The sequence below is a fragment of the Alcaligenes faecalis genome (assembly GCF_009497775.1).
In the GTDB taxonomy this organism is placed as follows: Bacteria; Pseudomonadota; Gammaproteobacteria; order Burkholderiales; family Burkholderiaceae_B; genus Alcaligenes; species Alcaligenes faecalis_D.
In genome coordinates this window covers 3,366,258-3,378,578 of the sequence record NZ_CP031012.1, presented here as the reverse complement: position 1 = coordinate 3,378,578, position 12,321 = coordinate 3,366,258, and the positions used below count along the sequence as shown (strand labels likewise).

Sequence of the window (12,321 nt, the reverse complement as noted above, 5' to 3'; positions counted from 1 at the left end):
TAGGTAGATGGGGGCCGACAGGGCCTTAGGCGTTCACATCAACCACGATGCGGCCGCGTACCTTGCCTTCCAGTAACTGGCCGGCCTGATCAATGGCTTGGGACAGCGTGATGGTGCTGGCACCGATGCGCTCCAGGGCTTCGATAGACAAATGCTTGGCCAGCAAATCCCAGGCCGCCAGGCGCTCGGGCTTGGGACAATGCACGCTATCTACGCCAATCAACTGCACGCCGCGCAGAATGAAGGGGGCCACGGAAGCAGGGAAGTCCATGCCTTGAGCCAGACCGCAAGCGGCCACTGCACCCAGGTATTGGGTGCCTGCGACAACATTGGCCAGCGTGTGGCTGCCTACGCTGTCGATGGCACCGGCCCAGCGTTCCTTGCCCAGCGGTTTGCCAGGTTCGCTCAGGGTGTTGCGGTCCACAATTTCGTTGGCACCCAGTGCTTTCAGGTAGCTTTCCTCCTGGGGGCGGCCCGTGCTGGCCATCACGGTGTAGCCAAGCGCATGCAACAGAGCCACGCTGACACTGCCTACGCCACCCGCGGCACCTGTCACCAGAATCGGGCCCTTGTCGGGCGTGACGCCCTGGCGCTGCAAGGCACGCACGCACAGGGCGGCGGTATAGCCTGCGGTGCCAATCATCATGGCTTGCTGGGTGGAGAAAGCGTCGGGCAGGGGGATCAGCCAATCGCCTTTCACGCGGGCCTGCTGTGCCAGACCGCCCCAATGCACTTCGCCCAGGCCCCAGCCATTGAGCACCACTTTCTGACCGGACTTGAAATTCGGGTCGCTGCTGTCAGTCACCGTGCCTGCGAAATCAATGCCGGGCACCATGGGGAACTGGCGCACCACGGGGGATTTACCCGTCATGGCCAGGCCGTCTTTGAAATTCAGGGTGGAGTAGTCGATGCGGACGGTAACCTGGCCTTCGGGCAGGGCGGACTCGTCCAGGGATTGCAGGCTGGCTTTGTATTGGCCGTCGGTTTTGTCGATGACGATGGCAGAGAACATGAATGAATTCCTTCGATCAGTTAAGGGATTGTGTTCTGATATTTGGAACAGCGTTCTTAAAAATGACATGCAAAAGCAATGTTTTCATTTTATCCAGAAGCTCGTTGCGGTCAAGCCCAATGCGACAGGATGATCGGACTGGGGAAATCCCGAAGGGGTTTAATAGTTGACACCTGAAATCAAATATCCCACTATTTGAACCGTTGTCCTAAGTTGCTTGTGTTGTTGCTGTCTGTTGTATTCAAGCCGTTCTCACGGCATTTTTAATATCAAAAACAAGAACAGCGTTCTATATATTGGAACACCAAGAGAGGAAAACTCTCACACAGGAGGCAAGGATCATGTTCAGTTCTTTTTTTTCGCGCACAGGGTTTCTACGCACCGTACTGGTCTCGGGACTGGCAGCAGTCAGCAGCTTTTCCGCCCCGGCGGCCATCGCGGCCGATACCTATCCCAGCCGTGAAGTGACCTTTGTGGTTCCCTACCCCCCAGGCGGTAACAGCGACAATCTGGCGCGTCTGTTTGCCGATCGTCTGCGTATCAAGCTGGGCGTTCCCATCGTGATTGAAAACCGACCCGGCGGCACCACATCGCTGGGCACGTCTATCGTGGGTCGCGCCAAACCCGATGGCTATACCTTGTTGCTGGCCACCAGCACCGCCTTTACCGTGCTGCCCTATATACGCGACGTGCCTTATGACCCGGTCAAGGGTTTCGACTTTGTAGGTAGTCTGGCGGGTTACCTGCCCATCATGACGGTCCGTAACGACTTGCCCGTCTCCAATCTGAAAGAGTTTGTGGAGCTGGCCCGCAAGGAGCCCGGCACCCTGACTTATGGCTCGGCAGGCATTGCGTCCGGTGGCCATCTGGCTGGCGAGATTCTGGAAAATGCCGAGAAGCTGGACCTGCTGCATGTACCGTTCAAAGGCTCGGCCGACACCATGACAGCCTTGATGGGCAATCACATCGACTTCTTTATTGATGGCGTCGGACTGGAGCTGGTCAAAAGCGGCAAGGCCAAAGCCCTGGTGACTTATGCCAGCGTGCGTCATCCCGAATTGCCGGATGTGCCCACACCTAAAGAAGCCGGTTTTGATCTGGCCTTGCCCTTTGAAGGGTTCTGGGGGCTGGCGGTACCGGCCGGCACTCCTGACGATGTTATGAAGAAACTGGCCAAGGCTACCGAAGAAATCCTGGCCGAGCCGCAGACTCAAGAGCGTTTCCACCGCATCAGTGTCAGTGCCAGCTGGAAAGACGGTGCGGCCTATACCAAGGATCTGGAACAGAGTCGGGCTTATTACAGCGAACTGTTCAAGACCATCAAGATGAGCGATGACTAAACGCTCACAGAACCACCAACAGGAGACAAACGTGATGGAAACCGTCACTTGCGCCAGCACGCTGGACGCTTTGCTGGACCCGGCATCCATAGCTTTGGTCGGCGCCTCGGAAGATCAGTCCAAGTTTGGCGGGCGACTGTTCCGTATGCTGCTCAAGCACGGTTATGGCGGCAAGGTCCTGCCCATCAATCCCAGCCGCAGCAGTCTGTTTGGCTTGCCCGCCGTGCCCGGTCTGGCTGCGTTGGACAGCTCCCCGGATCTGGCCGTGTTTACGGTGGGGGCCGATACCGTTCTGGAACAGGCGCAGATTGCGGCTCAAATGGGAGTTCGTGGTCTGCTGGTGATCTCTGCGGGCTTTGCAGATGCAGGCGAGCGCGGGCTGGAGCGCGAGCAAGCCTTGCTGCGTATCTGCCGTGATTCGGGCATGCGTCTGATCGGCCCCAATTGTCTGGGCATGATCAGCCCCAGCCGCAATCTGGTGCTGTGCTCTTCGCCGGTGCTGGACAGAGACAGTCTGCCGGAACGGCCTATTGGTTTTGTCAGCCAAAGCGGTGCCTTGATGACTACCTATTTTGATCGGGCATGGGCGATGGGCGGCGGCTTTACCTATGGCTTCTCGGTGGGTAATCAGGCGGATCTGGATCTGTGCGACTTTGTGGATTTCCTGATTGATGATCCCAAGACGCAAGTGATCTGTACTTATATAGAAGGCATTAAAGATACTCAGGCTTTGCGTCGCACGGCTCGTCGGGCACAAGCAGCAGGCAAGCCCTGGCTGGCCGTCAAGGCCGGGCGCTCCAGTGCGGGCAAGGCGGCTGCTTTCTCGCATACCGCCAGTGTGGCAGGTGATCACGATGTGTTTGCCAGTGTCTGCCGCGATGAAGGCATCAGCCTGATGGACGATATGGGGGCGATGCTCCTGTTGGCAAACAGCATGGTGCGCTTTACCAGCAACAAGATTTCCAAAGTCGCGATTGTGACGCCCTCCGGTGGCGGTGGAGCCTTGGCCGCCGATGCCTTGGCTGAACATGGCGTGGAGCTGTCCAGCTTTTCCGCTTCTACCAAGAGTGCCCTGGCTGCCCACTACCCGAGCGGGCAGGCGGATAACCCGGTGGATCTGGGCGCACGTCTGACTCAGGACTCCACCGAAGTGGCCCGTGCCACCTTGGATGCTTTGATGCAGGATCAGCAAAGCGATGCGGTATTGATTACGGCCTCCATGTGTCCGCAGGAATGGATAGCGGCCCTGATTGAAAAAATCATTCATCCCGAAGCGCATTGGGCCAAGCCCGTCATGGTGGCTTTTGATGCAGGTGCGACGTCCGAGCCTTTGCGGCAAAAGCTGGCCCAGCACGGCCATGCTTATGCCAGTTCCAGTCTGGAAGCGGCCTTGGCCTTGTCAGCCTGGAAACGTCATGTGCAGTTCGTGCCGCGTCAGGCGGCGATGCGCCCCAGTGCTTGCCAGGCTCCTACCGTGATGCCGCGTGGTGTTCTTAATGAAGACCAGTCCAAACGCTTGCTGGCGCATTACGGCCTGCCGGTGAATCTGGGCCAGGTGTGCGAGAACGTGGAACAGGCAGTTGCCCAGGCCGAGCAGATTGGCTATCCGGTGGTGATGAAAATTGTCTCTCCCGACATTGTCCATAAAACCGAAGCGGGCGGGGTGGCGCTGGATGTGGCCGACGAGGCTAGCTTGCGACGCGACTTTGCCCGGCTCTACGCGAATGCCAAAGCCTATAAAGCCGACGCCCGTCTGGAAGGTGTTTTGGTGCAGGCCATGGCCAAGGGCGATGTGGAGCTGCTGATAGGGGCACGCCAGGATGCGCAGTTTGGCCCGGTCGTGGTGTTTGGCGCAGGCGGCATTCTGGTGGAAATGTTGTCAGACCGGGTCATTGCGGCTGCACCGCTAACCCTGGCCGATGCGGACCGGCTCTTGTCCATCTTGATGATCGACAAGCTGTTGAAGGGATACCGGGGGCGCATGCTGGATCGTGCCGGTGTGCTCGATGCGATTGTGCGCGTCAGCTTCCTGGCCCACGACTTGCGCGACACCGAATTTGAACTGGATATCAACCCCTTGATCGTGGCGGCCACCCGTTGTCATGCCGTCGATGCCCGCCTGTCCATAGGCGCATAAAACCAAGACCTATTCTTTTAAAAATACCCAGGAGGAGTAAACCATGTCGGATTATCAGTGCATTCTTGTAGAAAACCACGATGACGGTGTTTCCATCTTTACGATCAACCGTCCCGATCGCCGCAATGCCTTGAGTGCCACGGTGGTCAAGGAACTGCAGCAGGCGTTTCTGGCTTTTGATGAGGACCCCACACGCCGCGTAGCTGTGCTGACCGGGGCGGGTAACGATGCCTTTTCAGCCGGTGCCGACGTCAATGAGTGGCCCGAATTGTGGCGTGCGATCCCCACGGTGGGCTTTGAAACCGACAAGCCTATTATTGCGGCCGTCAGTGGCTGGTGCGTGGGCGGCGCCCTGGTCATGGCCATGATGACGGACTTGCTGGTGGCGTCCGAGAGCGCCAAGTTCTCCTACCCGGAAGCCAAGCTGGGCTTTACCGGCGGCATTATCTCCGGGTTGGCCTCGCGTATTCCGCATCACGCCGCCATGGAAGTGATTTTGTTGTGCCGCACCTTGGAAGCACGCCGTGCCTATGACCTGGGTTTTGCCAATGAAATCGTACCGGTGGGCGAGCAGGTTCCCGCCGCGCTGCGCATGGCACAGGATCTGGCCAAGATGTCGCCCCGTGTTTTGCAGACCCTCAAGCGCTTTATCAATAATGAAGTGCTGACACGCGGCCCGTCCGAGCAAATGGCGCGCACCATGCGACACTTGAAAGCGATTGAGGATAGTTATGATGCCAAGGAAGGGATGAACGCGTTCAAAGAAAAACGTGCCCCGGTGTATCTGAACAAATAAGAACTGATTCACGAATTGGGCCGCAAGGCCCAGTCAACCATGGAGACATCCCCTTATGCACCCCCGTTTTGAGCGCTTTATCCAAGGGATGAATGAATTGACCGCTCGCCCTGCTGTGGGCGAAGCGGATATCTTGCGTGATGGCCGTGTCCTGCTGGGTGAGCTCGTCGCCCAGGACGATTGGCTGGCCCCGGAATACACTCAGCCCCATCCGCAGTTTTATCAGCAGTACTTGCTGTATTGCTGTCCGCAGGAACGCTTTTCCGTGGTCAGCTTTGTGTGGGGCCCCGGCCAGAAAACACCTATTCACGACCATACGGTGTGGGGTTTGATTGGCATGTTGCGCGGTGCCGAACGCTCCCGGCCTTTTGATCGTGATCCTCAGACCGGTCATATGACAGAAGAAGACACGCAGATTCTGGAGCCGGGCGTGGTGGAAGTGGTGTCACCCACGGTGGGCGATATACACGAGGTCTCCAATGTGTATGACGACCAGGTGTCCATCAGCATTCACGTTTATGGCGCGGATATCGGCAAGGTACGCCGCCATGTGTTTGACCCGCAGACCGGGCAGGCCAAGGAGTTTGTCTCCGGCTATGCCAACCGGCCTGCACAAGCCTAAGTCCTGCCCAGGGGCCTGGCCCCTCAGGAAGCCTGTTCAACCGTAACAGGCGGCTGGGTCACATCAATCCATTGCGCGCTGGTCAGCTCGGCCAGGCGCTGTGGGGTGATGCGCACCGCAGAATTAATAGAGCCTGCCGCAGGCAAAACCGTGTCGAAGTCCTGCAAGGACAGATCACAGTAGATCTCCAGCGGAGTGGCCAGACCAAAGGGGCAGACCCCACCTACCGGGTGGCCCGTCAAAGCTTCGGTGCTTTCCAGATCCAGCATTTTCACGCGCGTACCAAAGGCGGTGCGCAGCTTCTTGTTGTCCAGGCGGGCATCGCCCCGAGCGACCAGCAGCACCACTTTATCGCCCACTTTCAGACTGAGTGTTTTGGCAATTTGACCTGGTTCAACTTGGTGGACTTGCGCGGCCAGTACGACGGTGGCGGTACTTTCGGTGGTTTCAATCACCTGAAGATCGGCGGCGTGTTCGTTAAAAAACTGTTTGACGGAATCAAGACTCATGGCGGATCAGGACGAATTAGTGTGTTTTGTTAAACTTTTTTGCGAGTGCCTAGTCTTAGTCAAGTGCATGAGAGTGTCAACCAGAGCGCCGTGGCGCTGCAAAACAGGAATGTAATTGTGATTAAACCTTTATTGTTGACGGCCAGCCTGATGGCCTTCAGTTCCATGGCGTTGGCAGAGGGTCCCGCTATTACGATGTACCAGGACCCGAACTGTGGTTGTTGTGGGGGGTGGGCACAGCACATGCGCGATGAGGGCTTTGAGGTCAAAGAGGTCAAGGTCGTGAAGATTCAAGACGTGAAGCGGCTTTTTAAAGTCCCGGAGAACCTGGCGTCTTGCCACACCGCGATGATTGAGGAGACGGGCCAACTGATTGAAGGCCATGTGCCTGCCAAGGTCGTCAAACGCATGATGAACGATGGCAGTGTGCGTGGGGTTGCCGCGCCTGGCATGCCTGCCAATTCACCCGGCATGGGCCCGATGGACGGCAATCTGGTTACCGTGGATTTTGACGGGCGTCCTTACTCGCGCGACTGAAATCTGTAACGGGACGGGTGGCATGCAGATACACGAAACTACATAGCGAAACTTGTAAGCTGCCGCCGCTCTTGTCATGATGATCGTTCATTGACTCTGTTTAGGAGGTTCTATCCATGCAGCCCTCAATTAAAGCGTTTCTTGCTGCTACCGCAGTCGCATTTGGCATGTACAGCCCTTTTGCGATGGCCCAGGGCAATGCGGCTCCGGCCAATTCGGCAGCCCCTGCTGCCACTCAGGTCGTTAAACCTACGGATTCTCAACTGGAGCAATATGCGCGCACCTACAAGAAGGTCGCCCAGACTGCTTCGGAATATCAGCCGCGTCTGGATGCGGCCAAGAGTGATGCAGAGCGTCAGTCCATCGTTCAGGAAGCCGACCAGCGCCTGGTAGGCGTGGTCAGTGCCAATGGCATGGATCTGGCGGACTACAACGGTATCAGTCTGGCTATTCAGCAGGACCCGGCCTTGCGCCAGCGTGTTGAAGGGATGCTGAAGTAAGGTTTGTGATCCTCGGGTTTGACAGAGCACCGGGTGTCATTTTGTAGTGACCGTAGTGGGTAAATTTAAACCCTGGACGATACCGTCCAGGGTTTTTTTTGTCGCCGGGCCGCCCCAAAGCTCGGCGCCCCCGGCAAATAGCTCCCCCTCGGGGGGCAGCAAGCCAAAGGCGCAGCGTGGGGGCTTATTGTGTAGGTCGCTTCAAGACAAAGCGTGCCGGCCGGAATAGGCTTGACTGCCTGAGTTGAGACTAGAGCCTGACGCCAGGTTTACGGCTTCAAGCTCAGTCTCTGCAGGCCATTAGCACCGTGGATAGTTAAGTGCTCCGATCATTGCATTGAATTTCAATTGCAAGCTGCTGGCGTCATTTTTTATTGGGTTATTGATCTGCCAGCTGATCGAGCCTTGCTGAGGTACATAATTGCCTTCAGAGGCATGCTGGATGACGCTTCTGCCCTGGGCCAGGAACTCATTCATTTTCGACATGATTCTGGGGCATCCTTGCGGCGTTTCTTCCTTGAATTTTTTATCCCAGTTGCTGATCATCGCAGCTGCCTGGTCAAGACTTTCCTGGAAGGGGGGGATGGTCTCTTTCGCTCCCTGCTGCTCGAAAATGGCATCGACCTTGTTCATGGCCTGCTTGCTGAACAGGACCACTCCCAGACGGTAATGCTCTACGGAGTCCTTAGGAGCTTTATCGAAAGAGGTCTGGATGTTTATTTCATCCTGTTTCTGAATGCCTTGGAGAAATGCAGCCTCTGCCTGCACGACTTCTGTCAGGGCGCTGACGAATGCCGCGTTATTGTCGGCTGCCTTTTTGCCGTCATCCGTCAGAAACTCTTTCGATTCGGCATAGTTGCTCAATTCGGAATTGAGCGGTGCAAACTTGCTCAAGGAGTCGTCAAACTGTTTTGCAGGCCCATCTATTTCCGGCATCGCAGCGTCCAGTGCCAAGGCGGTCTTCAGTTTTTCCTGCGTGTTTTTGATGCTCACCAGTGAGACTACCGAATAGTTATCAAGCTTCTTTCCTGCAAGCACGGCAGGCTCGTAGACAGTTTGATAATCGGAAAGCTCACGGTAGAAAGGCGTATGCAAGTTATTGGCAACTTCAACATAGGCATTGTATTTCTGGATAAAGCCTTGCTCGGATGAGACCGCTTTAGGTGAGGCTTCTGTAGCTTCTTCGCTGTTGCAGCCCGCAATAGCGATGCAAAGACCCAGCGTGGCGAAAACAGATATTTTTTTTAAATTCATGATGAAAGTGGTGATGCTCTTGATGCGTTGGCAATACGTTAAAACCTCTATCGGGTAGGACGTAATTTTATAAGCTCACCACTTCGTATTTTGTATCAAGCTAGGTCGGTATGTTTCAGGAGAGCGTGCCACATGCTGCCGGGCAGGCTAGCAAAAGTCTGCTATACCCACCCATACAGGCCGGTCGCCCCCTTGGTTTTTGGCCCTGCTTAATCCAGGTCCTGGAAGTCTGGGCTTGCCCGAGGAATAGGCACACCGGCGTTAATGCGCTTGGCCCATTCTTGCAGCGGCAGCGGCGGAATCGGCTCCCAAATACGACGTAGAACGGGCTTTAGCAAAGCCATATTGTGACCACTGGCCCAACGATACGGAATCACTGGCAGCCAGGTGTCGTCGGCAATGCGTTCGGCTACGACAAAGCGGAAACTGTATTGGCCAGGGCCCAGGCTCATGCGTATGTCACTGACTACCAACAGGTCGTCAATGATGTCGTAGCGCAGCCAATCGTCCGAGAACCAGCGCAGTTGTTCCAGTTGCGTCAAGGGCGGGAACAGCTGGGTGTAGTCGCTATGGACGGGCAGGCAAAGGGACTCATATTGATGCCCCTTGGGGGCACGTAAACGGTCTAGCAGGCCCACAATGACTTCGCATTCCCGGTCTTGCGTGTCGCGCACCAGTACACGCCAGAGCAGGATGTTCATGGGTTGAGCGGCGGAGTAAACCCGCGCGATTTCCACCTGCTCTTGCCTGAGCTGTTCGGTCGCCTGTCGCTCAGCCCAGAACTTGGCACCGACCGAGGCCGCCAGATACAGGCTGCTCAAGAGCAAGGCCCAGTTGCAGGCCCGTATCGTTGTGGGTACCGGCCCACGTATCAATCCTATGATCGTGGCGATCAGCAAGGGCACGGTATAGAGCGGGTCAATAATGAAGATGCTGGACCAGGTTGCCGGGGTCGCAGCCAGCGGCCACAGCAGTTGCGTTCCGTAACTGGTAAAGGCATCGAGCAGGGGGTGGGTAATCAGGGCCAGCCAGACAGCCAGCCCCAGCCGCCCTGCAGAGGCGCGTGCCTGCGGAAACAGCAGTCGCCACAAAATGGTGACCAGGATGCCTGCCGCGCTCAGCACAAATAAAGAGTGCGAGAAACCCCGATGGCTGACCATGGAGGTAATCGGGTCTCCATATTGAATGAAGACATCCAGATCGGGCAGGGTGGCGATGATGGCACCGGACAGGACCGCCTTGCGGCCATACTGCCGTCCCAGTAGGGAGCCGCAGATGCTGGCACCGAGGACTGCTTGTGTTACGGAATCCATAGCTCTCGTGCAAAGTAAAACAGGGACCGGGGCCAGATGCGGCCTGACGGCTTTAGCGTTATGATTTTAAAGTTGAATCCCCGGCTCGCCCTATTTTTTTGACAGGCGTCAAAGGCCCAAGGGGTATCAGTCGCGTATAGTGTACGACGGCCTACGCTGTCCTACCGCCTGCGGGCTGCGCCACCGCTTCTATCCAGAGAATTCGTTTACCTATGTCTACCTACCTGATCGCGGCTTTATATAAGTTCGTGGAATTGCCCGATTTCGCCCAAATGCGCGACCCCTTGTTTGCTTTTTGTGAACAGCACGAGGTCAAAGGCACGCTGTTGCTGGCCCGCGAAGGGATTAACGGCACCATTGCTGGCCCTCAGGAGGGTATCCGTGCCGTCTTGGCGTATCTGAATGCGGATGCGCGTATTGCTGGCCTGGTGCATAAAGAATCCTACGCCGACAAGGCTCCGTTCTACCGCCTCAAGGTGAAGCTGAAAAAAGAGATCGTCACCCTGGGCGTGCCGGATCTGAAAACCGCCGAGATGGTGGGCGAGTACGTTGCCCCCGAAGACTGGAATGCCCTGATCAGCGATCCGGATGTGGTGGTGGTGGATACTCGCAACGATTACGAAGTGGGTATTGGCACCTTCAACCGTGCCATCAATCCCAAGACTCAAAGCTTTACCGAGTTTCCACAGTGGGTGGCCGAGCAGTCCAAGGAAGGCGGCGTCTTGCACGGCAAGCCGCGCGTGGCCATGTTCTGCACCGGCGGTATTCGCTGTGAAAAATCCACGGCCTTCATGCGCTCCCAGGGTTTTGATGAGGTCTATCACCTGCAAGGTGGCATTCTGAAATACCTGGAAGAGATTCCGGCTGAAGAAAGCTTGTGGGACGGCGACTGCTTTGTGTTTGACGAGCGCGTATCGGTGCGCCACGGTCTGGAACCGGGCGATTACGATTTCTGCCGTGCTTGCCGCATGCCGATCAGCGAAGAAGAAAAAGCTTCGCCCCAGTTCGAGGAAGGCGTCAGCTGCCCTTACTGCCACGGTCACAGCTCCCCCGAGCAAGTCGAGCGTTTCCGTGAGCGCCAAAAGCAAGTGGCCTTGGCGCGCGAGCGTGAAGAGCGTCACATTGGCGTCAGCATGGACGAGCTGACCGAGCGCCGCGAAGCTGCCCGTCGCAAGGCGGAAGAGCAACGCTTGCTGGCCCAGCAAGGCAAGGATGCCTAGCCCTGATTGGGCAGCTGTGTTACCTCTACTAGCTTGATTCTGGCGCTGCGTCGTTTATAGTCCGCCCTTCTCTAGCAGAAGGGCGCTTTGTATAAACGCCAGCGCTTTAAGTCCGCGACTGCGGCTTTTTAACGGTATCGAGCATGTCCTTATCTGATTTGCCCATTTTGTACTCCTTTCGTCGCTGCCCCTATGCCATGCGGGCACGGCTGGCTATAGCTGCCAGCGGCGTAAGCTGCCAATTGCGCGAGGTGGTTCTGCGCGACAAACCCGAGGCCCTGCGTCTGGCCTCTCCCAAAGCCACCGTCCCTGTGCTGGTCTTGCCCGATGGCAAGGTCATTGATGAAAGCCTGGACATCATGCGCTGGGCTTTGGCGATTCAAGATCCCAAGCAGTATTTGCAGCCCGAGCAGGGCGATGCCGAGCAGATGCTGGCCCTGATTGCAGCCAACGACGGTCCTTTCAAAAAGAATCTGGATTGCTATAAGTACCCAGACCGTCATACCGAGGATGAACAGTTCACGGATGCAGCCAGCTTCTTGGCCCTGCATAGAGCACAAGCCAGTGAATTATTAATGGGTCTGAATGCCCGCATCGCACAGCAAGGCTACTTGATGGGCCAGCGCCCTTGTCTGGCAGATTTGGCGATTGCCCCCTTTGTGCGGCAATTCGCACAAGTGGACAGGGCCTGGTTTGATGCGCAGCCTTGGACGGCGCTATCGACCTGGTTGTTGAACTTTCAGGCCAGCCCTTTGTTCCTGAGCATCATGGATAAATATCCTGCCTGGACGCCGGAAAGCGAGATTGTGCAGTTTCCTTCTGCCTGAGTGATTAGCTGTTCAACTCAATGCCTGTTTGAGCTTGTGATGGCTCCTGGATTATTGGCTCAAGACTTTATTGAGTCGTGAATGGCCTGTGTCAGGCGGGCAGGGAGACATGGCAAGGGAAAAACAAGCTGGAGCAGACAAATTGGAACTGCTAAAGCTGACTGGGGAAAACGGGTGGGCAGGAGCAGCCAGGCAAGAACGCGCAGACAAGAAAAAGGCCGGTTTTCAATTGAAAACCGGCCTTTCTGTTTAAG

The 12,321-nt window shown here is 56.5% G+C and carries 13 protein-coding genes; 9 read left to right on the top strand and 4 right to left on the bottom strand.

Annotated features, from left to right (window positions below; genetic code table 11):
* Positions 1–25: 25 nt before the first annotated feature.
* Positions 26–1,012, bottom strand: coding sequence for an MDR family oxidoreductase (locus DUD43_RS15600; RefSeq protein ID WP_153230998.1), 987 nt, complete (start codon positions 1,010–1,012; stop codon positions 26–28).
* Positions 1,013–1,353: 341 nt separating this feature from the next.
* Between DUD43_RS15600 and DUD43_RS15595 the strand changes: the two genes are divergently transcribed.
* From DUD43_RS15595 to DUD43_RS15580, 4 genes are read left to right on the top strand one after another with little or no spacing between them, the layout of a single operon-like run.
* Complete coding sequence (locus DUD43_RS15595) at positions 1,354–2,352, top strand: Bug family tripartite tricarboxylate transporter substrate binding protein (RefSeq protein WP_153230997.1); 999 nt, start codon at positions 1,354–1,356, stop codon at positions 2,350–2,352.
* Between the two features lie 34 nt (positions 2,353–2,386).
* Positions 2,387–4,489, top strand: coding sequence for an acetate--CoA ligase family protein (locus tag DUD43_RS15590; protein ID WP_153230996.1), 2,103 nt, complete (start codon positions 2,387–2,389; stop codon positions 4,487–4,489).
* Between the two features lie 43 nt (positions 4,490–4,532).
* On the top strand, positions 4,533–5,285 hold the full coding sequence (locus DUD43_RS15585; protein WP_153230995.1) for an enoyl-CoA hydratase/isomerase family protein: 753 nt from the start codon (positions 4,533–4,535) through the stop codon (positions 5,283–5,285).
* Positions 5,286–5,340: 55 nt separating this feature from the next.
* A complete protein-coding gene (locus DUD43_RS15580; protein WP_153230994.1) occupies positions 5,341–5,907 on the top strand; it encodes a cysteine dioxygenase in 567 nt (188 codons plus the stop codon).
* Positions 5,908–5,930: 23 nt separating this feature from the next.
* Here the strand turns inward: DUD43_RS15580 and DUD43_RS15575 are convergent, their stop codons facing one another.
* A complete protein-coding gene (locus tag DUD43_RS15575; protein ID WP_153230993.1) occupies positions 5,931–6,416 on the bottom strand; it encodes a YbaK/EbsC family protein in 486 nt (161 codons plus the stop codon).
* A 117-nt stretch (positions 6,417–6,533) separates the two neighbouring features.
* Here DUD43_RS15575 and DUD43_RS15570 point away from each other — a divergent pair, with 117 nt between their 5' ends.
* Positions 6,534–6,953, top strand: coding sequence for a DUF411 domain-containing protein (locus tag DUD43_RS15570; protein WP_153230992.1), 420 nt, complete (start codon positions 6,534–6,536; stop codon positions 6,951–6,953).
* A gap of 116 nt (positions 6,954–7,069) precedes the next feature.
* Positions 7,070–7,453 carry a DUF4168 domain-containing protein gene (locus DUD43_RS15565; RefSeq protein WP_222668768.1) on the top strand — a complete coding sequence of 128 codons (384 nt, stop codon included), beginning with the start codon at positions 7,070–7,072 and terminating at the stop codon, positions 7,451–7,453.
* Between the two features lie 300 nt (positions 7,454–7,753).
* On the opposite strand, the gene DUD43_RS15560 is transcribed toward DUD43_RS15565, so the two are convergent.
* Both DUD43_RS15560 and DUD43_RS15555 read right to left on the bottom strand, forming a co-directional pair.
* On the bottom strand, positions 7,754–8,707 hold the full coding sequence (locus DUD43_RS15560) for a DUF3829 domain-containing protein (protein WP_153230991.1): 954 nt from the start codon (positions 8,705–8,707) through the stop codon (positions 7,754–7,756).
* A gap of 209 nt (positions 8,708–8,916) precedes the next feature.
* Positions 8,917–10,020: a metal-dependent hydrolase gene (locus tag DUD43_RS15555; RefSeq protein ID WP_153230990.1), complete on the bottom strand. Its 1,104-nt coding sequence runs from the start codon at positions 10,018–10,020 to the stop codon at positions 8,917–8,919.
* Positions 10,021–10,232: 212 nt separating this feature from the next.
* Between DUD43_RS15555 and DUD43_RS15550 the strand changes: the two genes are divergently transcribed.
* From DUD43_RS15550 to DUD43_RS19145, 3 genes are all read left to right on the top strand, one after another.
* The gene (locus DUD43_RS15550) at positions 10,233–11,240 is read left to right on the top strand and encodes a rhodanese-related sulfurtransferase (RefSeq protein WP_153230989.1); all 1,008 of its coding nucleotides are present in this window, start codon (positions 10,233–10,235) and stop codon (positions 11,238–11,240) included.
* A gap of 143 nt (positions 11,241–11,383) precedes the next feature.
* Positions 11,384–12,067 (top strand): glutathione S-transferase, encoded by a 684-nt coding sequence (locus tag DUD43_RS15545; protein ID WP_153230988.1) that lies wholly within the window; start codon positions 11,384–11,386, stop codon positions 12,065–12,067.
* Positions 12,068–12,176: 109 nt separating this feature from the next.
* Positions 12,177–12,320 carry a hypothetical protein gene (locus tag DUD43_RS19145; RefSeq protein WP_194273406.1) on the top strand — a complete coding sequence of 48 codons (144 nt, stop codon included), beginning with the start codon at positions 12,177–12,179 and terminating at the stop codon, positions 12,318–12,320.
* Position 12,321 lies beyond the last annotated feature (1 nt).

Coding starts and splice junctions, on each gene's coding strand:
- DUD43_RS15575 (WP_153230993.1), bottom strand. CDS start 6,416: ATGAGTCTTGATTCCGTCAAACAGTTTTTTAACGAACACGCCGCCGAT.
- DUD43_RS15595 (WP_153230997.1), top strand. CDS start 1,354: ATGTTCAGTTCTTTTTTTTCGCGCACAGGGTTTCTACGCACCGTACTG.
- DUD43_RS15550 (WP_153230989.1), top strand. CDS start 10,233: ATGTCTACCTACCTGATCGCGGCTTTATATAAGTTCGTGGAATTGCCC.
- DUD43_RS15600 (WP_153230998.1), bottom strand. CDS start 1,012: ATGTTCTCTGCCATCGTCATCGACAAAACCGACGGCCAATACAAAGCC.
- DUD43_RS15560 (WP_153230991.1), bottom strand. CDS start 8,707: ATGAATTTAAAAAAAATATCTGTTTTCGCCACGCTGGGTCTTTGCATC.
- DUD43_RS19145 (WP_194273406.1), top strand. CDS start 12,177: ATGGCAAGGGAAAAACAAGCTGGAGCAGACAAATTGGAACTGCTAAAG.
- DUD43_RS15545 (WP_153230988.1), top strand. CDS start 11,384: ATGTCCTTATCTGATTTGCCCATTTTGTACTCCTTTCGTCGCTGCCCC.
- DUD43_RS15555 (WP_153230990.1), bottom strand. CDS start 10,020: ATGGATTCCGTAACACAAGCAGTCCTCGGTGCCAGCATCTGCGGCTCC.
- DUD43_RS15585 (WP_153230995.1), top strand. CDS start 4,533: ATGTCGGATTATCAGTGCATTCTTGTAGAAAACCACGATGACGGTGTT.
- DUD43_RS15590 (WP_153230996.1), top strand. CDS start 2,387: ATGGAAACCGTCACTTGCGCCAGCACGCTGGACGCTTTGCTGGACCCG.
- DUD43_RS15565 (WP_222668768.1), top strand. CDS start 7,070: ATGCAGCCCTCAATTAAAGCGTTTCTTGCTGCTACCGCAGTCGCATTT.
- DUD43_RS15580 (WP_153230994.1), top strand. CDS start 5,341: ATGCACCCCCGTTTTGAGCGCTTTATCCAAGGGATGAATGAATTGACC.